This is a genomic window from Luteibacter flocculans (assembly GCF_023612255.1).
Lineage (GTDB): Bacteria > Pseudomonadota > Gammaproteobacteria > Xanthomonadales > Rhodanobacteraceae > Luteibacter > Luteibacter flocculans.
In genome coordinates this window covers 1584610-1606368 of sequence record NZ_CP063231.1, presented here as the reverse complement: position 1 = coordinate 1606368, position 21759 = coordinate 1584610, and the positions used below count along the sequence as shown (strand labels likewise).

Sequence of the window (21759 nt, the reverse complement as noted above, 5' to 3'; positions counted from 1 at the left end):
GGGGTGGCTGGAACGGAATGGGGCGCCCCGAGGGGCGCCCCATTTTTTCAGGCAGGCATGTGTGTCAGACGCTCAACGGCAGTTCTTGCAGATGCCGTGCACTTCCAGGGTCTGCGCCTGCGGGCGAAAACCAAACGCCTTGGCTTGTGCCTCGATCAGCTCTGCCACGCGTTCGTCGCAGACTTCCTGCGCGCACTGGCATTTGTCGCAGATGAGGAACGGCACTTGGTGCGCTTCCGCCGGGTGGTGACAGGACACGTACGCGTTGATGGATTCCAACTTGTGGATGAATCCGTTTTCCAGCAGGAAATCGAGCGCGCGATAGACCGTCGGCGGTGCGGCATTGCCATGCTTCTCGCGCAGGCGATCCAGCAGGTCGTACGCTTTCACCGGCTTGCCGGCGCCAGCCACGAGTTCCAGCACTTCGCGACGCAGCGGCGTGAGGCGCAGGCCGCGCTCGTGGGACGCGTGCTCCACCGCCGCGACGAAGCTACGGGCGTCGTCGTGGTGCTCGTGCGCATGTCGGTGGGCGGAGTGACTGGTCACGGTGGATGTCCTGGGGGCGCGTCATCCTAACATGAGGCCCGCTCAGCGTTTTTTCGAGGCCGGCAGGGGCGGAGGCGTGGTATCGAGCGAGCTCGCGCGTGGCGGCAGGGGCGGCGGCTCGCGCCGCGGCAGAAACGGCACGATCCAGCCCAGCGGCCCCAGCACCAGTGAGGCGATGACACCGGCTTTCAGGCGGCCTTTCCACCAGCCAAGCAAAGCCCCCACGACAATGAAGACGATCTGCCACACGATGAGCGAACCCCACGGCACCAGCGCCATGAGGTTCGTGAGCATGTGAAGAAAGGCGCCGGGCTCCTCGGGGTCGACGCCTTGCATGGCCTTGGCAAGCAGTTCGTCCACGGGCGTCTACTCTCAGGCCGCGCCGACCGCGACAGCGGTCGACATCACGATACCGATACGGCGATCAGCCACCGGCACGGGCCAACGCATCGTCGATGCGCGCCAGCGCACCCTCACGACCCGCCAAGTAAATGGTGTGCTCGATGGACGGCGAGACCTGCGTGCCGGTCATTGCCACGCGCAGCGGCGCGGCGACCTTGCCCATGCCAAGTTCGAGTGACGCGGCAACACGTTCCACCGCGCCGTGCACCGCCTCGGGCGTCCATTCCGGCAGCGCGGCCAGTTCCGTCTTCGCCGCATCGAGTGCCTTCGGCGCGGTCTCGTTGCGCAGATGCTTTTCGATGGCCTTGTCGTCCCACGACACGATCGGGCCGTACCAGATCATGGCGCGCTCGGCCATTTCCTTGAACGTCTGCACGCGATCGCGCAGTGCGACGACCACGTCGGCAGGTGCCGGACCCTTGGCCGGATCGACGCCCATGCGCTGCAGATGCCACGCGAGTTCCTCACCCAATGCAGCGGGGTCGTCGGTCTTCAGGTAATGCTGGTTGAGCCAGGACAGCTTGTTCACGTCGAAGCGCGAGGCTGCCTTGTTGACGTCCGCCACGTCGAACAGGTTCGTCATCTCCTCCACCGAGAAGATCTCCTGGTCGCCATGGGACCAGCCCAGGCGCACCAGGTAATTGAGCAGCGCGTGCGGCAGGAAACCGTCGTCGCGATACTGCATGACACTGACCGCGCCATGCCGCTTCGACAGCTTCTGGCCGTCCGGACCCAGGATCATCGGCAGGTGCGCGAATTCAGGCACCGCGGCGCCCAGCGCCTTGTAGATGTTGATCTGGCGGGGCGTGTTGTTCACATGGTCGTCGCCGCGGATGACCTCGGTGATACCCATGTCGATATCGTCAACCACGACGGCGAAGTTGTAGGTCGGGAAACCATCGGAGCGGAAGATGACGAGGTCGTCGAGTTCCTCGTTCGACCACTCGATGCGTCCCTTGACCTTGTCCTCGAAGACCACGCTGCCAGTCATCGGGTTCTTGAAGCGGATCACGCGGTTCGGATCGTCGCGGTACGGCTCGTTGCGGTCGCGGTAATAGCCGTTGTAACGCGGCTTGACCCCAGCGGCCATGGCCGCGTTGCGCATGGCCTCTATCTCTTCCTTGGTCTCGTAGGCGTAGTAGGCCTTGCCTTCGCGCAGCAACTGGTCGGCCACTTCGCGGTAACGATCCATGCGCAGCGTCTGGTAATACGGACCCTCGTCGTGCACCAGCCCGAGCCACGCCATGCCATCGAGGATCGCCTGCACGGCTTCCTGGGTGGAACGCTCCCGATCGGTGTCCTCGATGCGCAGCACGAATTCGCCGCCGCGACGGCGAGCTTCCAGCCAGCAATACAGCGCGGTGCGCGCGCCGCCGATGTGGAGGTAGCCGGTAGGGCTGGGGGCGAAACGGGTACGGACGGTCATCGTGGGGGTCATCGCTGGGACAAGCGGCCGATTTTAACCGATCCGGCTCGCACCGGCTCCGTCATACCCCTGTCATGCGCCGATCACGGCGGCGACATGCCCACCATCGACGATGAGCCAACCCGGCCATAGGGGCACCACCATGCGAGTGGGCATCGTTACCGAGACCTACGCACCCGACGTCAACGGCGTCGCGCTCACCGTCCAGTCCCTTGCGCGCGGCATGCTCCGCCGCGGCCACTCCGTCGATCTCATCCGCCCGATCCACCCCGATACGCCGCACGCGGCCGATGCAGGCATGGACGTGCTCGCCGTCGAAGGCGCGGCGGTGCCACGCTACAGCGGCCTGCGTTTCGGCATGCCGTCGCGCTTCCGCATCGAGCGCCGCTGGCGCTCGGACCGACCGGATGCCATCTATGTCGCCACCGAGGGCCCGCTCGGCTGGAGCGCGGTCAGCGCCGCGCGCCGCCTCGGCATCCCCGTCGCCACCGGCTTCCACACCCGTTTCGATTTCTACGTGGGGCATTACGGCTTCGGCGCCTTGACCCCGCTGGTGCGCCACTACCTCACGCGTTTCCATCGCCGTGCGCAGACCACCCTGGTCCCGACCGGACAGCTCGCGGGCGAACTCAACGAACTGGGCGTGCAAGACGTGCGCGTGCTGCGCCGCGCGGTGGACACGATGCGCTTCCACCCGCAGCGTCGGGACGAAAGTCTGCGCGCATCGTGGGGTGTGTCGGCCGATACACCGGTGGTGCTGAGCGTGGGACGCGTGGCGCCGGAGAAAAACCTGCACGTGGTGATCGACGCCTACCGCGCCCTCGCCCGCCGCGTGCCCGAGGCACGTTGCGTGATCGTGGGCGACGGCCCGGGTCGCGCGGCACTGGAAGCCGCGCATCCCGACGTCATCTTCGCCGGCACCCGCCGCGGCGACGAGCTGGCCGCCTACTACGCCAGCGCCGATATGTTCGTCTTCCCCAGCCTCACCGAGACCTTCGGCAACGTGGTGCTCGAAGCCATGGCCTCGGGGCTGCCGGTCGTGGCCTATGCGGAAGCGGCCGCACGCGAGTTCATTCACAACGGACAGAACGGCATCCGTGTCGCGCCGGGTAACGAAGGCGGGCTGGTCGAACGGGCCGCGGCCTTGGGCGCCGACGCGATCGTTCGCGCCACCATGGGCGCTGCAGCCCGCGCTTCGGTCGCCGGTCTTTCGCCGGACTCCGTCATCGCCGCCTTCGAATCGATCATGCAATCGCTCAGCGAGGAGCACGTCCATGAGCGCAGCACCGCCGTCGCCGCGTAGGGCGAACCTCGATCGACGCGTGTGCGTCGCCGCCAACCGGTGGGGCGCGCGTCGCGCCATCGGCGTCTTCTTCGGCATCATCAGCCGCCTTGGCGACGGGGTGTTCTGGTACGCGTTGATGAGCGTCATCGCGCTGGTCGGTGGCTGGCACGGCGTGGCTGTGGCCGTGCAGATGGCGATCACCGGGCTCACCGCCCTCACGCTGTACCGCGTGCTCAAGCGCTGGACGCGACGCCCTCGCCCGTTCCGCACGTGCCCAGGTGTGATTGCCCACGTGCCGCCGCTCGACGAATTCAGTTTTCCGTCCGGACACACGCTTCAGGCCGTGTCGTTCACGGTCGTGGCCGTGGCGCACTACCCCGTGCTGGCACCGTTTCTCGTGGGTTTTGCCGCCCTGGTCGGCGCATCGCGCGTGGTGCTGGGGCTGCACTATCCGAGTGACGTGCTTGCCGCCACGGCCATTGGGGGCGGCCTGGGTGCGCTCTCGCTCTGGGCGGAGCGCATCCTGCTCTGATTCGACGGTGCCGGCGATGCCGGCACCGTTTGCAGGGTTTACGCCGCGGCGCGCGGCGCTTTCTGCAGAATGCCGAGCACGGAGCCCAGCTTCTCGCGCATCTCGCGACGATCGACGATCACGTCCACCGCGCCGTGGTCCACGAGGAACTCCGAACGCTGGAAGCCTTCCGGCAGCGTTTCGCGCACGGTCTGTTCGATGACGCGCGGGCCGGCGAAGCCGATCAGCGCCTTCGGTTCGGCCACGTTGAGATCGCCCAGCATGCCCAGACTTGCCGACACACCGCCGGTCGTGGGATGCGTGAGCACCGAGATGTACGGCACGCCCGCATCGCGCATGCGCGCAAGCGCAGCCGAGGTCTTCGCCATCTGCATCAGCGAGAACAGACCTTCCTGCATGCGTGCACCGCCGGTAGCGGAGAAGCACACGAGCGCGCTCTTCTCGGCCAGGGCTTTTTCGGCGGCACGGGCAAACTTCTCGCCGACCACCGAACCCATCGAACCGCCCATGAAAGAGAACTCGAAGGCGACCGAAACCAACGGGCGATCGAGCAGGCGACCGGACATTGCGATCAGCGCGTCCTTCTCGCCGGTGTTCTTCTGCGCGGCGGCGACGCGGTCCTTGTACTTCTTCTGATCCTTGAACTTCAGCGCATCGACCGCTTCCATCTTCGGCCACAGCTCGGTAGTACTCCCTTCGTCGAAGAAAGCCGCCAAGCGCGCACGAGCCGAAATGGCGTGGTGATGGCCGCACTTGGGGCAGACCATCAGCGACTTCTCGAGCTCCGGCTTGTAGAGGACCGTGCCGCAACCGGCACACTTCTCCCACACGCCCTCGGGCACCTTGCCCTTGCCGCCGGCCGCGGCAGGAGCGCGGGTCTTCGGCGTCATGATTTTCTGCAGCCAGTTCATCGTGTCTCTCCGAGTATCTGTACGACCGCGAGGTCCGCTCAGCGCGCGTCGAGCGCAGCGCGGATCGGCGCGAGGAATTCGCGGGCCCTGCCGACGGCCTCTTCGGCGGAGCCGGCACCGGCAAGGCGATCGACCAACGCACTGCCAATCACCACGGCATCGGCGAACTCGCCAATGGCACGGGCGCTTGCCGCGTCGCGAACCCCAAAGCCCACCGCTACCGGCGCCTTGGCACGGGAACGAATATCCGCGACGCGCTCGGCGATGTTCGCGGTACTCAACTGCGCCGCCCCCGTGATGCCGGCGAACGAGACATAGTACAGGAAGCCCGAAGCGGCCTCGCAAAGCCGCGCCAGGCGGCTCTCGGCCGTGGTCGGCGAGGCGAGCAGAATCTGGTCGAGCCCCGCCGTGCGGAGTGCGTCCAGCACGTGCGACTCCTCGAGCGGGCAATCCACCATCAGGATGCCATCGACCCCGGCTTCGACGGCATCTTCGGCGAATGCCGCGTAACCGTACATTTCCACCGGATTGAGATAACCCATCAGGACGATGGGGGTCTCAGCGTCGGTCTCACGGAAGGCAGCGACCCAGGCCAGCACGTTGGACAGGCCCACACCGTGGGCAAGAGCGCGCTCGCTCGCGTGCTGGATCACCGGGCCGTCGGCCATCGGATCAGAAAACGGCACGCCCAGCTCGATCAGATCGGCGCCGGCAGCAACGAGGCCGTGCAGCAGCGGCACCACGTGGTCGGGCGACGGATCGCCGGCTGTCACGAAGGGGATCAAGCCGGTGCGCCCGGCGGCCTTCAGCGTCGCGAAGCGGCGTTCGATGCGGCTCATCAGAGTTCGATTCCTTCACGCGCAGCGATGGTATGCACGTCCTTGTCGCCACGTCCGGAGAGATTGACAAGAACCAGGCCGTCCTTCGGCAGTTCACGGGCCAGCTTGATCGCCTGGGCGATGGCGTGGCTCGATTCCAGCGCGGCGAGGATACCCTCGGTGCGCGCCAGGAGATGGAAGGCTTCCAGGGCTTCGTCGTCGGTGATACCGACGTATTCGGCGCGGCCGGCGTCCTTCAGGAATGCATGCTCCGGTCCGACGCCGGGATAGTCCAGGCCGGCCGAGACGGAATGCGTTTCCACGATCTGCCCGTTGGCATCCGACAGCACATAGGTGCGATTGCCATGGAGCACGCCCGGCTTGCCGGCGGCGAGGGACGCGGCGTGACGGCCGGTCTCGATGCCATCGCCCGCGGCCTCGGCACCGACGATGCGGACCTCGCGATCGTTGAGGAACGCATGGAACAGGCCGATGGCGTTCGAACCGCCGCCGACGCACGCCGTGATGACGTCGGGAAGGCGGCCGAACTGCTCGAGCGTCTGCGCACGCGCCTCGCGACCGACGATGGCGTTGAAGTCGCGCACCATCTGCGGATACGGATGCGGGCCGGCCACGGTGCCGATGATGTAGAACGTGTCGGCGACGTTGGTGACCCAGTCGCGCATGGCCTCGTTGAGCGCATCCTTCAAGGTCTTCGACCCGGAGGTGACTGGCACGACCTCGGCGCCCAGCAGGCGCATGCGATAGACGTTGATCTTCTGCCGCTCGATGTCTACCGCGCCCATGTAGACCACGCATTTCAGCCCGAGCCGTGCCGCGACGGTGGCACTGGCCACGCCGTGCTGGCCCGCACCGGTCTCGGCGATGATCCGGGTCTTGCCCATGTGCCGCGCGACGAGCGCCTGCCCCACGGTGTTGTTGATCTTGTGCGCGCCGGTATGGTTCAGGTCTTCGCGCTTCAGCACGATACGCGCGCCGCCGACGTGCTTCGACAGGCGCTCGGCGTGGTAGACCGGGCTGGGCCGACCGACGTAGTACTTGAGGTCGCGATCGAGCTCGGCGATGAACGCCGGATCCTTGCGCAGCGACTCATAGGCCGCGGTCAGTTCCGCGAGGGGCTCCATGAGCGTTTCGGCCACATAGATGCCGCCGAAGTCACCGAAGCGCCCATGGGCGTCGGGCCAGGCGTGAAAATCCGCGATCTCGGTCATGTGTGTCTCGTACCTGCTGAAAGCTGCGTTACACGCTGGGGACGGCGCGTACGGCGGAAATGAAGCGTTCCATCTTATCCCGATCCTTGATGCCCGGCGACGACTCGATACCGCTGGAGACGTCCACCGCCCAGGGCCGGGCGACCCGGATGGCCTCGGCGACGTTGGCAGGCGTAAGCCCGCCTGCGAGCACCAGCGGTTGCGCAAGATCCTGCGGCATCAGCGACCAGTCGAAGCGCTGGCCGCTGCCGCCCTGCTCGCCCAGCCCGTGCCCGTCGAGCAGGAGCCCGGCCGCACCGGGGTAGTCGCGAAGCCTGGCAAGGGCGCGCTCACCCTCGCCCATGGCAATCGCCTTCAACCAGCGCACGCCGTATGCCGCGCATTGGGCCGCGGTTTCCATGCCATGGAACTGCAGCATGTCCGGGCGCAGCACACGAACAACTTCCGCCACGTAGGCGGGCTCATCGTCCATCACCAGCGCCACCACGCTCACGAAGGGCGGCACGGCATCGCGCAGGCGGGCGGCGGCTTCGGGATCGACGAAGCGCTTGCTCTTGCGGGTCAGGACAAAGCCCACTGCGTCGGCACCGAGTCGCGCAGCAAGCTGCACGTCGTCCACGCGCGTGAGCCCACAGCACTTGATCCGGGTCATAGCGTCACTTCCTTCGGCAGACCCCAGTGCGCTTCGTAAAGCGGGCCGATGAAGGTCAACCCTTCGGCCGGCGCAGTGGCGCCAGCGACCTCGCGGTCGCGCCCCGCCAGCAATTCGGCCATCCAGCCGACCGGCTGTTCGCCGCGGCCGATGGGCAGCAGCGATCCGACGATGTTGCGCACCATATGGTGGAGGAAGGCGTTGGCTTCGATCTCGACGACGACATGGATGTCGTCACGGAACACGCGAATCGAACGCACGTTGCGTCGCGCGTGTGCGGCCTGGCAGGAAATGGCACGGAAGGCCGAGAAATCGTGTTCGCCGACGATCGCCTGCGCTGCCTCGTGCATGGCATCGACGTCGAGCGCGCGACGTTCCCATGCGACGAAGCGGGCATCGAGCGCGGGGCGCACGAAACGCGGGAGGATGCGATAGCGATACCGCCTCGCACGCGCGGAAAAGCGTGCGTGAAAGTCGTCGGCCACCGGTTGCGCCCAGGTCACCGCCACACTGTGTGGCAGATTGGAGCACGCACCGAGAATCCAACCGCGCATGTCGCGCACCACGTCGGTGTCGAAATGCACCACTTGGCAGCGTCCGTGAACCCCGGCATCCGTACGCCCGGAGGCCGTGACTTCCACCGGGCCGTGCGCGACAAAGCTGAGCGCTTTTTCGAGCGCGCCCTGCACGGTGGTCGCGTGGCTCAGCCGCTGCCAGCCGAGGAAATCGGTGCCGTCGTATTCGACGCCTAGGGCGATGCGCATGAAGGTTCAGGATGGTGCGGAAACCGGAAAGGGTACCACCCGTACGTCAGCACGGGCCTTTTGGATGCACCCGGACCGGTAGCGTCGTGCTGGCAGGTCGGGTTAGGTGCGTGACGGCGTTGCGACCCAGCGCGGCGCTGCCGCGTTATATGTAAGGCGAAGGACTACCTATGCTTAATCGCCAGCAGGCTGGCTCCCACCAAGCGGGGGCTCATCCGTCCCTTATCGCCAGCAGGCTGGCTCTCACCACGTTGGGGCTCATCCGTCCCTTATCGCCAGCAGGCTGGCTCTCACCACGTTGGGGCTCATCCGTCCCTTATCGCCAGCAGGCTGGCTCTCACCAAGTTGGGGCTCGTCTGTCCCTTATCGCCAGCAGGCTGGCTCCCACCACGTTGGGGCTCATCCGTCCCTTATCGCCAGCAGGCTGGCTCCCACCACGTTGGGGCTCATCCGTCCCTTATCGCCAGCAGGCTGGCTCTCACCAAGTTGGGGCTCGTCTGTCCCTTATCGCCAGCAGGCTGGCTCCCACCAAGCTGGGGCTCGCCTGTCCCTTATCGCCAGCAGGCTGGCTCCCACCATGCCGGGGCTCATCCGTCCCTTATCGCCAGCAGGCTGGCTCCCACCAAGCGGGGACTCATCCGTCCCTTATCGACAGCAGGCTGGCTCTCACCAAGTTGGGGCTCATCCGTCCCTTATCGACAGCAGGCTGGCTCCCGCGGGGGTGCGGTGGGAGCCAGCCTGTTGGCGATTGGGGATAACAACAGCCTCCAACAGCTGGCGGGAGCCCGCCAAGTAACGCTGCGCTTTGCGTCGCCGCATTGAACACGCTGCAGAAACGAAAAACCCGGCGAGGACATCGGTCCCACGCCGGGTCTGTTTTGCGAGCCGCTACCTTAGGAGCTGCGTTGGATCAGGCGATGCCGTCGAGAATGCGCTTCGCCGTGTCCTTCTGCATCTGCGAGCCTTCGGCCAGCACTTCGTCCAGCATCAGGCGCGCGCCTTCTTCGTCGCCCATGTCGAGATAGGCGCGTGCAAGGTCGAGCTTCGTATCCACGGGATCGTCGCTGAAACTCTCCGGACCGTGATCCGTTAGCGGCTCCTCGTCGGGGAAGGTCGGTTCGTCGAAGCGCGGCACCGACGCCACGGCGTCCAGCGGCGGCTGCGGCGGCGCGCTTTCGTGCTCTTCGTCGAACGACCAGGTGGGGCGTTCTTCCGCCTTCTCTTCCGCCAGGATCTCGCCGAAGGCCGGCGTGGCGTGCGGCTCGGCATACGGCGACTCGGGAGCGTCCACGTCGAACACGTCCGGGGCATTCGGGCGGTGTTCCGCCTCGGTGCGCTGAACCGGCGTCAGGTCGAAGTTGAAGTGATATTCGCTGTGCTTCTGCGGCACCGGTGCGGCAGGACGCGCGTCTTCGGGCTCGGTGACGTAGTTGCCGAGGTCGAACTCCTCAAGCGCTGCCACCTCGTCCGGATCGTGCGAGCGGGCCGCGGTATAGCCTTCTTCCTCGTACGGCTCGTCGATCTCGTCCACCGGTACGCCACCGAACAGCGGGTGGCTGGGCGCGAGATCCTCGCCCATCATCACCACCTCGCGCCATTCCGGCTGCTCGGGATCGGCGATGTGAGCGAACATCGCTTCCGCCGCAGCTTCGAAATGCTCGACGTCGCGACGGCCGTAGTAAAGGCTCACCAGTTCCAGGTGCAGGCCCACGTCGTCCGGATGTTCGGCCAGCGCGTCGAGGATCTCGCGCTGGTCCTGATCCATCGTCTCGGCGTGGCCAAATTCGCCGAACGTCGGTTCCTGACCGAAGCGGTCCGCCAGCGAGCTGCTCGCGACAGCCGGCGCGGCCTTCGGCTTCCGCCGACCGAACACGGCGGCGACAAGCAACAGCAGGATGACAATCGCACCGCCACCCCAGGCCCACGGCTGCATGTACCACGGGTCTTCCTCGACCGGCGCGGGCGACGGGGTCGGCGCCACGGGCTTTGGAGCCGCGGCAGCGGGAGCCGGCGGGGTCGCGGCGGACGGCGGCGTTGCGGCCGGTTCCTTGAGTGGCGAGATGGCAACCGTAGCGCCCGGTGCGGGAGCGGTCGTTGCAGCAGAAGTCTGTCCGGCCGTGCCGGCGGCAGCGGGTGCAGGCGTCGCGACCGGTGCGGGTGCCGCGGCGGCTGGCTGCGTCGCGGAAGCCACCGTAGCAGCAGCGGCTGGTGCGGCAGCGGGTTTGCTGCCCTGCTTCTGCGCGTCGGCCAGCTTGCGCTGAAGCTCGGCGATTTCGGAATCCTTGAGGCTCAGCAGACGCTGGTTCTTCGCATTCAGGTCTTCAAGCTCGCCGATACGCGACTTCAGCTCTGCACCTTCCTGCTTGAGGGACGCGACGCTTTCCTTCGACGTGGCCAGTTCCTGGCGCAGACCGGCGATCTGCGTGTCGCCCGTGCCGCCCTTGGTGCCGGCGCGCGTGGACGCAGCGTCACCGCCCTCCTTGGCCGGCACGATGGCGAGGCGGTCGCTCTTGGGCGCGGGGCCCTTCGCATCGTTCTGCGCGGCTCCGGTGGATGCGCCGTCGGCGACGACCGAAGGCGCACGCGCCGTGCCCGCACGCCAGCTCTCGTTCTGCCGGCGCACTTCGGCCAGTGCGGCGGCGCCGCTTTGCGCCTGGATCTCGTCGGACGACGGGATGCGCAGGATGGCACCCGTCTTCAAGGCATTCATGTTGCCGCGGTAGAAGGCATCGGGGTTGGCCTTCTGCAGCGCGACGAGCATCTGGTTCATGTCCGCGCCGCCGGCGTGCTGGCGGGCGATGGTGGACAGGGTCTGGCCGCGCTGCACGGGGCCATAGGTACCGCCCTGTGTTGCCGTGGCATGCGGTGCCGGCTCCGCGTGCGGGACCGCTTCGGCACGCGATGCAGGCTCGGCACGTGCCGGCTTCGACGCTTCAGCGGTCGGCACGCGCGCAGGCACCTCGGAGGTGCGCGATGGACGTGCGGCGGGCGCTGCCGGTGTAGATGCCGCCGCGGCGCCCACCGGGGTGCCCGGCGGGTCGAGCAGCATGGTCACTTCGCGCACGACCTTGTTGCTGCCGGAGGAGACTTCCACCAGGAAATCGAGATAGGTATCGCGCACCGGCGCGGCGGAGGTCACGCGGACCACCGGCTGGCCTGCCGCATTCTTGGCTACCGCAAAGCTCAGCGGCACCGGAAGGGCGGAACGGTTCAGGCCCGCGCGGGCGAAGGCTTCTTCCGAGGCCAGCGCCACATGGACGTTGTCGAGATTGCCCGACACGCCGGTCAGCGGAATGTCCGCCATCAGCGGTTGGTCCATGGTCGAGCGCATCTGGACCGGACCCAGATTCTGGGCCAGGGCCTGGCTGCCCCATGTCGCCAGCGCCAGCATGATCGAAAGCTTCAACGTACGGTTCATTACTGCTTTCCCCCGAACTAAATCCATGCCGGCGGCGCGCCTCTATCGGGCGGTCGGCCGCGAAGGCGCCACTGTAGTGCACCCCAGCAACAACTAACAATAGCGACTACGGATAGTTACGCGACAACGTTAAGTCGTTCGCGAGGCCCGTACACGCCCCCCTTACATGTCGGTCCACCCCTAGTGGCCCTGCCCTGCCTCCAACTGTCGACGCAGCTCGGCGATCTTCCGATCGCGTTCTTCCAGCTCGCGCTGGGCGGCCTGCGACGCGGTCTCCAGCGTCTCAACCTTCGACTTAAGTTGGGTGACCTCGGTGTCCTGCCGCTTCACTTGGCCGCGCAACGCCTGCAACTGGGCCTGCGTGGCGGCCGGGTCCGCGGGTGCCGCGGCGGCTTGCGGCGGCGGTGTCGCCGCCGACGCCAGGGGCGCCGACAACGCGAGCAGACCGGCAAGCACGACGCGTGCGGTCATTACAGGTAGTCCTCGATCAGGATCTCGGCGATCTGCACGGCATTCAGCGCCGCACCCTTGCGGATGTTGTCCGCAACGATCCACAGATCGAGGCCACGTTCGTGCGAGATGTCGTCACGGATGCGACCGACGAAGACCGGGTCCTTGCCTGCCGCGTCGCCGACCGGCGTGGGATACCCGCCCGCCTTGCGCTCGTCCTGCACGACGATGCCCGGCGCCTGCTCGAGCAGTTCGCGCGCGCGCTCGGCACTGATCTTGTCGCGCGTCTCGATGTGCACGGCTTCGGCATGCCCGTAGAACACGGGGACGCGAACGGCCGTCGGGTTCACCTGGATGGATGGGTCTTCGAGGATCTTCCGGGTCTCCCAGACCATCTTCATTTCTTCCTTGGTGTAGCCGTTGGCCTGGAATTCGTCGATGTGCGGGATCACGTTGAACGCGATCTGCTTCGGGAACTTGACCGTTTCCACTTCCTGGAAATTGAGCATCTGGGCGGTCTGCTTGCCCAGTTCCTCCATGCCGCTGCGCCCCGCGCCGGACACGGACTGATAGGTGGCAACGTTGATGCGCTCGATACCCGCTTCACGATGGATCGGCGCCAGCGCGACCAGCATCTGCATCGTGGAGCAGTTCGGATTGGCGATGATGCCGCGCACGGTGTAGTCGGCAATGGCGTGCGGGTTGACCTCGGACACCACCAGCGGAATGTCGTCCTGGTAGCGAAACTCCGAGGTGTTGTCGATCACCACGGCACCCGCAGCGGCCGCACGCGGCGCGTGCTCCCGGCTGACCGAGCCGCCTGCGGAAAAGAAGGCGATGTCCACGCCGTCGAAGTCGTATTTGGCAAGATCCTGGACGACGACCGGTTTTCCGTTGAAATCGATCGTACCGCCCGCCGAGCGCTCGCTCGCCAGGGGCACCAGCTCGCTCACGGGGAAGTCCCGCTCGGCGAGGATCGACAGGAGGGTTTCACCGACCGCGCCGGTCGCACCCACCATGGCTACCTTGTAACTCGTCTTCTTGCTCATGCTTCGCTTTTGTCAGGCGTGGGAAAACAGGTCAGCTGGCGTCGGCCAGCACACCCGGATTGAGGATCGTGGGCGGCCGGCCGGCGTGGGGACCATGCCCGAACGCCGCCAGCACATTGTCCACAGCCAGCGCCGCCATATCGCGACGTGTGTCGCGGCTCGCGCTCGCGATGTGCGGACTGAGCACGATATTGTCCAAAGCGAGCAGGCTGGGATGCAGCGCGGGCTCGCCTTCGAACACGTCGAGCGCCGCCGCGGCAATCGTCCCTCGCGCCAGCGCCCGGGCCAAGGCAACATCGTCGACGACGCCGCCACGGGCCACGTTCACCAGCGTCGCGGAGCGCTTCATCGCCTGCAGTTCGGCCTCGCCGATCGCGTGGTGGCTCTCCGGCGTATACGGAACGACCAGGATGAGGTGATCCGCCTCCGTCAGGAGCTGCGCCTTGTCCACATAGGTGGCGGCGCAGGCCTGCTCGACCGCCGCGGGAAGGCGCGAGCGATTGTGATAGATCACCCTGGCGCGAAAACCCGCCGCGCGCCGCGCGATGGCCTGGCCGATACGGCCCATGCCCAGGATGCCGATGGTCTTGCCGTGCACGTCGGTACCCAGCCAGCCTTCGAAACGGGAGCCATGCCACTGCCCCGCCCGTAGCCAGCGCTCAGCCTCGCCCACGCGGCGCGCTGCCGCGAGCATCAACGCCCAGGCGTAGTCGGCCACGGTTTCGTTGAGGACATCGGGCGTATTCGACGCGCCGATCCCGGCCGCGGAGAGCGCCTCGATGTCCAGGTTGTTGTAGCCCACGCCGAGGTTCGCCACGAAGCGCAGCCGCTTGGCCTGGCGGATCGCCGCGACGTCGATGCGCTCGGCGAGCCCCACGATGGCGGCGTCGGCATCGGCCAGCCGTGTCGCGAGGTCGGCCGACGAGAAGCGCTGTTCTTCGCTCTCTGCGTCCACCTCGAAGAAGGGCCGCAAGCGATCGACGATGTCCGGAAAGAAAGGCCGGGATACCCAGACGCGGGGCTTGCTCATGACTCGCTCCGGACCGCGCCGGGAATATGCGGGGGCACGGTGCCGACGTCGCCGCACTGCGCGCGGTGGCGCAGGGCCTGGTCCATCAGCACGAGCGCGAGCATGGCCTCGGCGATCGGCACCGCACGAATACCGACGCAGGGATCGTGGCGCCCCTTGGTCACCACCTCGGTGGGCTGGCCGGCCCGATCGACGCTGCGTCCGGGCACGAGGATGCTGGAAGTGGGCTTGAACGCCATCGACACCACGATGGGCTGGCCGGAGGCGATGCCACCGAGAATGCCGCCTGCGTGGTTGGAGAGAAATCCGTCGGCGGTCATCTCGTCGCGGTGCTGCGTACCACGCTGCGCCACCGCGGCAAATCCGTCACCGATCTCGACGCCCTTCACCGCGTTGATGGACATCATGGCCGCGGCGAGTTCGCCGTCGAGCTTGCCGTAGATCGGCTCGCCCCACCCGGCCGGCACGCCGTCGGCGATCACGGTGACCTTCGCGCCGACCGAATCGCCCGACTTGCGCAAGGCATCCATGTACGACTCCAGCTCCGGCACCTGCGCCGCGTCCGGCCAGAAGAACGGATTGTCCTCGATGGCATGGGCGTCGAAGCCGCGCGGCACGAGTTCGCCGATCTGGGCCACGTGGCCGCGCACGGACACGCCATGGCGCTGCGCGAGCCATTTCTTGGCGATGACACCGGCCGCCACGCGCATTGTGGTTTCGCGCGCCGAGGAACGTCCGCCGCCGCGTGGATCGCGAATACCGTACTTCTGCGCGTACGTGTAATCGGCGTGGCCGGGGCGGAAGGTGTCGAGAATGTTGCCGTAGTCCTTGGAGCGCGCGTCCGTGTTACGGATCAGCAAGGCAATGGGCGTACCCGTGGTCACGCCCTCGTACACGCCGGAGAGGATCTCGATCTCGTCGGCCTCCCTGCGCTGGGAGGTGTGCCGCGAGCGACCGGTAGCACGGCGTTCCAGGTCGGCGCGGAATTCTGCCGCGTCGAGCGCCAGCCCGGGCGGGCAACCGTCCACCACGCACCCGATCGCCGGGCCGTGGCTTTCGCCGAAGGTAGTGACGGAGAGGAGCTTGCCGAACGTATTGGAGGACACGGTGCTTCCGATGGGTCAGTTTCGTGCGGCGCGAAGGGCGGCGATGTCCGCGGCGTGTTCGACGAGGTCGCGCCGCTCCAGCGCGAAAATGCCCATCGGGCCCACCTTGAACTCGAGCCACACGAAGGGCACGCGGGGCAGCAGTTCCACCAGCGCACGCTCGCTGTCGCCCACTTCCACGATCAGCAGGCCATCCTCACTGAGGTGATCGGCGGCCTCGTCGAGGATGCGCAAGGTGATGTCCAGTCCATCATCTCCGGAGGTCAGACCGAGGACCGGTTCATGGCTGTATTCGGCCGGCATGGCGGCATATTCGGCATGCGTCACATAAGGCGGGTTCGAGACGATGAGGTCGTAGACCTCGCCCTGCACGCCGGCAAAGAGATCGGACTTGACCGCCCGCACGCGATCTTCCACATGTTGGAAGACGATGTTCTCGTTAGCGAGCGACAGCGCGTCGTCACTGACGTCGACCAGATCGACCTGCCAGTCCGGGTTGTACTCGGCCATGGCGATACCGATGCAACCCGAGCCCGTGCAAAGGTCCAGCGCGCGTTCCACGTGGCGGTCGTCCAGCCAGGGCGTAAAGCCGCTCTCGATCAGTTCCGCGATGGGCGAGCGCGGCACCAGGGCGCGGCGATCGCTCTTGAACTTCAGGCCCGCGAACCAGGTCTCGCCGACCAGGTACGCCACCGGCACGCGCTCCTCGATCCGCTTTTCGATCAGGGCAAGGATGGCCTCGCGCTCTTCGGCCACGAGCTTGCCAGCGCCGTAGGCAGGCGGCAGGTCCGGCGGCAGATGCAGGGCCGCCAGGACCAGGTGCGTGGCCTCGTCGATCGGATTGTCGTGGCTGTGCCCGAAGGTCAGGCCGGCGGCCGAGAAGCGGCTGGCGCCGTAGCGGATGAAATCGATGATGGAGGACAGTTCGCTGGTCACGGAGAGGTATGTCGATGAGGCTGGCCCCTGAGTATAGCCGTCCGGGCACCCACCTTCGGCATGGCCCGCGCCGCGGGGCGCTGTCGTCCGATGTACCGCTCGCGGATCGGGCAAGGGGCATCGGCCGTCCTGCCGATGGGCACCCGCGCCTGTCAGGCGTACATTCCGACCTTTCCGCGGGCCTGCGTCGCCCACACCACGGAGTCAGGCATGACAGGTTTCCTGCGCGCTCTCGCCATCTCGCTGCTGATGGCATCCGCCGCCCATGCCCAGGAGATGCACGACCACGGCATCCCCGAAAAGCTGGGCGACGTCTCCTTCCCGATCTCGTGCAGCCCCTCCGTGCAGAAGCCGTTCGACCGCGGCGTCGCCCTCATCCACTCCTTTGCTTATGGCCCCGCCCAGAAGGCGTTCGAGGACATCGTGGCGAAGGATCCGTCGTGCGCCATGGCCCATTGGGGCCTGGCGATGGTCTTCTTCCATCCGGTGTGGGCGCCTTCGCTGCCGCCCGACACCTTCGCCCGCGGCCAGGCGGAGGCCCGCACGGCCGCCCGACTGCCGACGTCGTCTCCTCGGGAGCAGGCATACATCCATGCCCTGGGCCAGCTCTACCAGGACGGTAATGTGAAACCCGGCCAGCGCACGCTCGCCTACGAAACGGCCATGGCGGCCGTGGCTCGCGACAATCCGAACGATGTCGAGGCACAGGTGTTCTACGCGGTCGCGCTGCTGTCGGACGCCTCGATGGCCGACAAGACGCACGCGAAGCAGAAACAGGCGATCGCGATTCTCGATCCTCTGTTCCGCGCCCACCCCGACCATCCGGGTATCGCCCATTACCTCATTCACGCCTGCGACAGCGCCGAGCTGGCTCAGCTGGGCCTTCCCGCCGCGCGCAAATATGCGGACATCGCACCGTCAGCACCGCATGCCCTGCACATGCCCTCGCACATTTTCACGCGACTGGGACTCTGGGACGATTCGATCCGCTCCAACCTCGCCTCCGAAAAAGCCGCCCGCGATCACGGCGACACCATGGGGCAACTGCACGCCATGGACTATCTCGTCTATGCGTACATGCAGACCGGCCGCGACGCCGACGCCAAGGCCGTCATCGCCGACCTGAAGCGCATGCGCAACCTGGACATGGATGATTTCGCCGTGGCATACGCCGCCACCGCGATGCCAATACGCGAAATCGTCGAACAAGGGCATTGGACCGATGCCGCCTCGATCGCGCCGCCAACCGGCGCGCCACCCTCGGTGGTCGCCATCGCGGTATGGGCCAAGGGTCTCGGCCTCGCGCGCAGTGGTCATCCTGACGAAGCACGTGCACAAGCAAAGCGCCTCGATCAGATCGAAGCCGAACTCAAGGCCTCCGGCGACGACTACTGGTCCGCGCAGACGGGCGTTCTCGCGTCCGAAGTGAAAGCTTGGTCCGCACAGGCAGACGGCAACGCATCGAGCGCCGTCGCACTGATGACCGATGCCGCCGAACGCGAAGATCGCGTCGAAAAACGTCCCGTGACGCCAGGCCCGATCGTCCCGGCGCGCGAACAACTGGGCGAACTGCTTCTTGCACAGAAGCAACCCGGACCTGCACTGGCCGCATTCAAGCAGTCACTCGTGCAGGCACCGGGTCGTGCGGGTGCATTGCGCGGCGAGAAGGCGGCGGAGGCGATGCGTTAACGCCGAGGTCTACGACGTTCGCGTGCGCGCACGTAGCGCAGTGCAAAACCGGTGTCATGAGAATTCCGCCCAAAGTCCGGAACTGCTTATCGCACCACATCTTCAACTCCCGTAGATTCCTTCAACGCCGTCCGGTCGCTACCTTCCCACGTGTCCTCTCGCTTCAGCGGCGGACATGGATCCAATCAACGGAAGGAACGCATGCTTTATCGAACGAAACGCAAAAAGAGAGCCGCACTATGTGCGCTCTTCGCCAGCCTCGCCTGGACACAGGCACATGCAGAAGGCCGCATCGAGGCCGTTATCCGCGAAACGACCCGAGCCATCGGTAGTGAACCTGTACGCGTCGATGTCACCTTCATCAACCGGGGCGATGCGCCAGTCTTTCTCCATAAGCCGTCGACACCCTTCGGCAGAACGGATGACGGCCTTCCGGGCAATGAGTTTGTCATCACTAACGAAACGGGCGATGTGCTTCCTTACAAAGGGTCCGGCCCGGGCTATTGGGGTCCCGTCCGTCTCAGTCACTTTGTTGTCGTACCACCCGGCGAATCGGTGCATAAGGAAGTCAACCTGGGTCGCGAATACGATTTCAGCAAGGGTGGCCGCTTCAAGATACGGTTTTTCGCTTCGCTGGATCGGGAGCCAGATGCACGGGCAGCGCCGGAAGAAGAGCGTCGGGCATTCGTTCGAACCAGCCAGACCTTCGTGCAAAGCAATGAGATCGAGGTACGTGTCAACACCCCGTCTGCTTACATGGGTCCTTCCCCATCCGTGTCAGACATATGCTCGACTGAAGATATGGAAAAGATCAATGAAACCCTACCGAGTGCTGCAAACGCGTCGCAATCCGGGTATGGCTTCATATTATCCGTCTATCAGGTCATCAAAGACCCCGAGGGAAATTTCTCATATCGTTACAACGCTAAGCCGCGCTTTGAACGTTGGTTCGGCAGACCGCCCGAGGATGCGCCTCTTCCCGATCAATCGGGTTGGTACGAGAGCGATAGCGGCAATCTGAAATCAGCCCTGGGCGCCACGATGTCTCGGCTAACCCTGACAGGGGGAAGCAAGATAACTCCTCGATGTGGCTGCGATGGATTTCCGTCCGAGGTCATGGCACATGCTGAAGACCACAGCCCTTATCTGATTCACTTCTGTCCAGGTTTTTTTCGCCTTCCCGTCAACGATCCCTGGGTTAGCAGGACTAGCGTAATCATCCATGAGGTGAGCCACTTTTACGATCGAGACAGCGACGGTCGTAGCGACTACGTCTACGGCAAGCTAAACGCCGAAGACCTGGCGAGAGACGATCGCTGGAAGGCCGTGCGAAATGCAGACAACGTAGAGTTCTTCATGATGGACACCACTCCTTACAACGACTAGGCCGATAAGCCGGGGTCGCTTGTTGCCGCTTTGCCGTCCTCATGGTGGCCGGCAAAGCGGCGCAGGTAACGTGGCGCACTGGACGTGGTGATGGCGATGTCGTACCAGCCCGCACTGCGGGACAGGTCGAGCGGCACTGTCAGTGTTTGTCCTGCGGAGAGATCGACGTCGCGAGCCGCCATGTTGCCGTACGCATCCATGATTCGCGCCGTCACACGTATCGCGCTTCGATTGCTGAGACGCACTTCAACGCCGCGCTTGCGGGACTGCCCCACCACGATCGCTTCCAGTCCGTCATCTGCAAACCCGCGCAGGTGGGCGTAGTAACCGTTCGGCCCGTGGATACGACGATCGTAGCCATCGCCCGCTTTCGCCAACGGCCAGCGGTCTTCGATGCGCTTGCCGGCGCTCACGGCGTAGCGGCGCGGCGGTGCGTCGCGATGGAGTCCGTCATAGACGAAGAACGCTGCGCCGAGCTGGCCGTGATTGACGAAGGCAATGCGGCTGCTGTCGGCATCCAGCCGATGCTCCAGCGTCCACGCATAAGCGAGCGCTCGCGATGAGCGCGTGCCCTTCTCTTGCACAGGCATGGTCTGCGGCTGCGGCACCATGATCGCCGCCTTGCGCGTCGATCCGGCCGGCACCCTAAGCGTCGGCATGCGCGAGTCTGCCGTGCCGGCAAAATCGAACGCGCTCGTGAGGTCGCCGCAGATCGAGCGACGCCACGTGCTGATATTCGGTTCCTCGACGCCGAAGCGCTTTTCAAGAAAGCGCAGCACCGACGTGTGGTCGAAGGTTTCCGAGCAGACCCAGCCGCCACGCGTCCACGGGGAAACCACGATCATCGGCACACGATTGCCGAGGCCGACCGGCTGTTCGCCAAGCGGATCGCTGCCCGGCACGAGCGGCGATGAAATCCTTGGATGCGCGTCGAGGTCCATGATCTCGTCGCCCAGCCCGGCCAGGAGGTCATCGGACACCATGCCTTCCGCGTCTTCCCCGCTTTCGAGCGGCGGTGCTGGCGGCACAACGTGATCGAAGAAACCGTCGTTCTCGTCGTAGTTCAGGAACAGAACCGTGCGACTCCAGACCTTCGGATTCGCCGTCAAAGCCTCGATCACGCGGCGGATGTAGAACGCACCATCGGCCGGCGACGAGGTGGGATGCTCGCTGTACTTGTACGGTGCGACGATCCAGGTCACCTGCGGAAGACGATCATGCAGCACGTCGTCGCGCAGCTCACGTAGCGTGTGGTTCGACACGCCGTTACGCACGAGCGGTCCGTGTGGATCGGCGCCTTCCTTGACCTGATACTTCGCGAAGAATTCGAGCGAATTGTCGGTGTAGTTGTCGGTCGGCGAACCGGGATCGCCCGTGCCGCCCTGATAGACGCGCCACGTGACGCCGGCTTTTTCCAAGCGTTCCGGATACGTGGTCCAGGTGTAGCCATTGGCGTCGGGGCGCTCCTCGGTCCCAGGACCGTTGGCCTTGGAACCTAGCCGCCCGGAAGGATCGGCTGTGCCGCTCCAGAGGTAAATGCGGTTGATGGCGGTGTCGGCCAGTGCGGAGGCGTGATACGCATCGCAGATGGTGAAGGCATCGGCCAGCGCGTAATGGAATGCGGCGTCCTCGCGGCGCAGGTACGCCATGGTAAGCACGTCCTGCTTCTGTTCGATCCAGCGATCGTTGCGACCGAGGTTCCACGCGCCATGGCCGCTGCTCCAGCCGTGGTCGGTGCCTTCGTGGTGATCGCCGCAGGCGTGCGTATCGAGATGGAACGGATACACCCAGCCCACGTCGTCGCCGATGCCGCGGGCCTTCCAGACCTTGCTGCGCACCGCCGTCACCGGTTGCTTCCACACCGAATCGCCGTTGCCGAGTTCCAGCACGCGCGGATCGGCAAAACCACGCACGCCGCGCAGCGTGCCGAAATAGTGATCGAACGAACGGTTCTCCTGCATGAGGATCACCACGTGACCGACATCTGCGATGGTGCCCGTGCGCCGGTCGGGCCCGGTGGCGAGCGCGCGTGCTATCGCCGCCGGGAAACCTTGCGCAATCAGCGAGGCAGCGACGGTCGCGCCTGCAGCGTGGAGAAATCGGCGACGGTCGCGGGAAAACATGCAG

At 65.8% G+C, this 21759-nt stretch carries 19 protein-coding genes; 4 read left to right on the top strand and 15 right to left on the bottom strand.

Translation table 11 applies throughout. The annotated features are described in order from the left end of the window. Positions 1-72 precede the first annotated feature (72 nt). The 3 genes from IM816_RS06775 to gltX form a co-directional block, all read right to left on the bottom strand. Positions 73-546 (bottom strand): transcriptional repressor, encoded by a 474-nt coding sequence (locus IM816_RS06775; RefSeq protein WP_250340289.1) that lies wholly within the window; start codon positions 544-546, stop codon positions 73-75. 42 nt (positions 547-588) lie between these two features. Next, a complete protein-coding gene (locus IM816_RS06770) occupies positions 589-906 on the bottom strand; it encodes a hypothetical protein (protein WP_250340288.1) in 318 nt (105 codons plus the stop codon). A 64-nt stretch (positions 907-970) separates the two neighbouring features. Then, the gene (gene gltX, locus IM816_RS06765; RefSeq protein WP_250340287.1) at positions 971-2374 is read right to left on the bottom strand and encodes a glutamate--tRNA ligase; all 1404 of its coding nucleotides are present in this window, start codon (positions 2372-2374) and stop codon (positions 971-973) included. Between the two features lie 142 nt (positions 2375-2516). Here gltX and IM816_RS06760 point away from each other — a divergent pair, with 142 nt between their 5' ends. Together IM816_RS06760 and IM816_RS06755 are read left to right on the top strand one after the other, a co-directional pair. Then, positions 2517-3677, top strand: a complete 1161-nt coding sequence (locus tag IM816_RS06760; protein WP_250340286.1) for a glycosyltransferase family 4 protein — start codon at positions 2517-2519, stop codon at positions 3675-3677. After that, positions 3649-4191, top strand: a complete 543-nt coding sequence (locus tag IM816_RS06755; RefSeq protein ID WP_250340285.1) for a phosphatase PAP2 family protein — start codon at positions 3649-3651, stop codon at positions 4189-4191. Before IM816_RS06760 ends, IM816_RS06755 begins: the two co-directional genes overlap by 29 nt. 38 nt (positions 4192-4229) lie before the next feature. On the opposite strand, the gene accD is transcribed toward IM816_RS06755, so the two are convergent. From accD to prmB, 11 genes are all read right to left on the bottom strand, one after another. After that, the gene (gene accD / locus IM816_RS06750) at positions 4230-5102 is read right to left on the bottom strand and encodes an acetyl-CoA carboxylase, carboxyltransferase subunit beta (RefSeq protein WP_072320591.1); all 873 of its coding nucleotides are present in this window, start codon (positions 5100-5102) and stop codon (positions 4230-4232) included. Between the two features lie 38 nt (positions 5103-5140). Beyond that, positions 5141-5941: a tryptophan synthase subunit alpha gene (trpA, locus tag IM816_RS06745; RefSeq protein ID WP_250340284.1), complete on the bottom strand. Its 801-nt coding sequence runs from the start codon at positions 5939-5941 to the stop codon at positions 5141-5143. After that, positions 5941-7152 (bottom strand): tryptophan synthase subunit beta, encoded by a 1212-nt coding sequence (gene trpB / locus IM816_RS06740; protein ID WP_072320589.1) that lies wholly within the window; start codon positions 7150-7152, stop codon positions 5941-5943. The genes trpA and trpB overlap by 1 nt, the downstream gene beginning before the upstream one ends. 28 nt (positions 7153-7180) lie before the next feature. Then, the gene (locus IM816_RS06735) at positions 7181-7804 is read right to left on the bottom strand and encodes a phosphoribosylanthranilate isomerase (protein WP_250340283.1); all 624 of its coding nucleotides are present in this window, start codon (positions 7802-7804) and stop codon (positions 7181-7183) included. Next, entirely contained in the window at positions 7801-8568 is a 768-nt protein-coding gene (truA, locus tag IM816_RS06730; RefSeq protein WP_250340282.1) for a tRNA pseudouridine(38-40) synthase TruA, read from the bottom strand. Before truA ends, IM816_RS06735 begins: the two co-directional genes overlap by 4 nt. A gap of 910 nt (positions 8569-9478) precedes the next feature. Further along, on the bottom strand, positions 9479-11986 hold the full coding sequence (locus tag IM816_RS18735) for a motility hub landmark protein FimV (RefSeq protein ID WP_305884076.1): 2508 nt from the start codon (positions 11984-11986) through the stop codon (positions 9479-9481). Positions 11987-12166: 180 nt separating this feature from the next. Next, positions 12167-12457, bottom strand: a complete 291-nt coding sequence (locus tag IM816_RS06715; protein WP_250340281.1) for a hypothetical protein — start codon at positions 12455-12457, stop codon at positions 12167-12169. Continuing rightward, positions 12457-13485 (bottom strand): aspartate-semialdehyde dehydrogenase, encoded by a 1029-nt coding sequence (locus IM816_RS06710; protein ID WP_072320584.1) that lies wholly within the window; start codon positions 13483-13485, stop codon positions 12457-12459. Before IM816_RS06710 ends, IM816_RS06715 begins: the two co-directional genes overlap by 1 nt. A 31-nt stretch (positions 13486-13516) precedes the next feature. After that, entirely contained in the window at positions 13517-14515 is a 999-nt protein-coding gene (locus IM816_RS06705; protein WP_250340280.1) for a 2-hydroxyacid dehydrogenase, read from the bottom strand. Next, positions 14512-15621: a chorismate synthase gene (gene aroC / locus IM816_RS06700; RefSeq protein ID WP_250340279.1), complete on the bottom strand. Its 1110-nt coding sequence runs from the start codon at positions 15619-15621 to the stop codon at positions 14512-14514. The genes IM816_RS06705 and aroC overlap by 4 nt, the downstream gene beginning before the upstream one ends. 15 nt (positions 15622-15636) lie before the next feature. After that, positions 15637-16557 carry a 50S ribosomal protein L3 N(5)-glutamine methyltransferase gene (gene prmB / locus IM816_RS06695; protein WP_250340278.1) on the bottom strand — a complete coding sequence of 307 codons (921 nt, stop codon included), beginning with the start codon at positions 16555-16557 and terminating at the stop codon, positions 15637-15639. Positions 16558-16767: 210 nt separating this feature from the next. Between prmB and IM816_RS06690 the strand changes: the two genes are divergently transcribed. Both IM816_RS06690 and IM816_RS06685 read left to right on the top strand, forming a co-directional pair. Next, positions 16768-18246: a tetratricopeptide repeat protein gene (locus IM816_RS06690; protein ID WP_250340277.1), complete on the top strand. Its 1479-nt coding sequence runs from the start codon at positions 16768-16770 to the stop codon at positions 18244-18246. Between the two features lie 201 nt (positions 18247-18447). Beyond that, entirely contained in the window at positions 18448-19632 is a 1185-nt protein-coding gene (locus tag IM816_RS06685) for a M35 family metallo-endopeptidase (protein ID WP_250340276.1), read from the top strand. Here IM816_RS06685 and IM816_RS06680 read toward each other — a convergent pair. Next, positions 19629-21755, bottom strand: coding sequence for a phosphocholine-specific phospholipase C (locus IM816_RS06680; RefSeq protein WP_250340275.1), 2127 nt, complete (start codon positions 21753-21755; stop codon positions 19629-19631). The genes IM816_RS06685 and IM816_RS06680 overlap by 4 nt on opposite strands. Positions 21756-21759 lie beyond the last annotated feature (4 nt).

Excerpts from the sequence above, each read along its gene's own strand:
- gltX (WP_250340287.1), bottom strand. The coding sequence starts at position 2,374 with ATGACCGTCCGTACCCGTTTCGCCCCCAGCCCTACCGGCTACCTCCAC.
- IM816_RS06760 (WP_250340286.1), top strand. The coding sequence starts at position 2,517 with ATGCGAGTGGGCATCGTTACCGAGACCTACGCACCCGACGTCAACGGC.
- IM816_RS06755 (WP_250340285.1), top strand. The coding sequence starts at position 3,649 with ATGAGCGCAGCACCGCCGTCGCCGCGTAGGGCGAACCTCGATCGACGC.
- accD (WP_072320591.1), bottom strand. The coding sequence starts at position 5,102 with ATGAACTGGCTGCAGAAAATCATGACGCCGAAGACCCGCGCTCCTGCC.
- trpA (WP_250340284.1), bottom strand. The coding sequence starts at position 5,941 with ATGAGCCGCATCGAACGCCGCTTCGCGACGCTGAAGGCCGCCGGGCGC.
- trpB (WP_072320589.1), bottom strand. The coding sequence starts at position 7,152 with ATGACCGAGATCGCGGATTTTCACGCCTGGCCCGACGCCCATGGGCGC.
- IM816_RS06735 (WP_250340283.1), bottom strand. The coding sequence starts at position 7,804 with ATGACCCGGATCAAGTGCTGTGGGCTCACGCGCGTGGACGACGTGCAG.
- truA (WP_250340282.1), bottom strand. The coding sequence starts at position 8,568 with ATGCGCATCGCCCTAGGCGTCGAATACGACGGCACCGATTTCCTCGGC.
- IM816_RS18735 (WP_305884076.1), bottom strand. The coding sequence starts at position 11,986 with ATGAACCGTACGTTGAAGCTTTCGATCATGCTGGCGCTGGCGACATGG.
- IM816_RS06715 (WP_250340281.1), bottom strand. The coding sequence starts at position 12,457 with ATGACCGCACGCGTCGTGCTTGCCGGTCTGCTCGCGTTGTCGGCGCCC.
- IM816_RS06710 (WP_072320584.1), bottom strand. The coding sequence starts at position 13,485 with ATGAGCAAGAAGACGAGTTACAAGGTAGCCATGGTGGGTGCGACCGGC.
- IM816_RS06705 (WP_250340280.1), bottom strand. The coding sequence starts at position 14,515 with ATGAGCAAGCCCCGCGTCTGGGTATCCCGGCCTTTCTTTCCGGACATC.
- IM816_RS06690 (WP_250340277.1), top strand. The coding sequence starts at position 16,768 with ATGACAGGTTTCCTGCGCGCTCTCGCCATCTCGCTGCTGATGGCATCC.
- IM816_RS06685 (WP_250340276.1), top strand. The coding sequence starts at position 18,448 with ATGCTTTATCGAACGAAACGCAAAAAGAGAGCCGCACTATGTGCGCTC.
- IM816_RS06680 (WP_250340275.1), bottom strand. The coding sequence starts at position 21,755 with ATGTTTTCCCGCGACCGTCGCCGATTTCTCCACGCTGCAGGCGCGACC.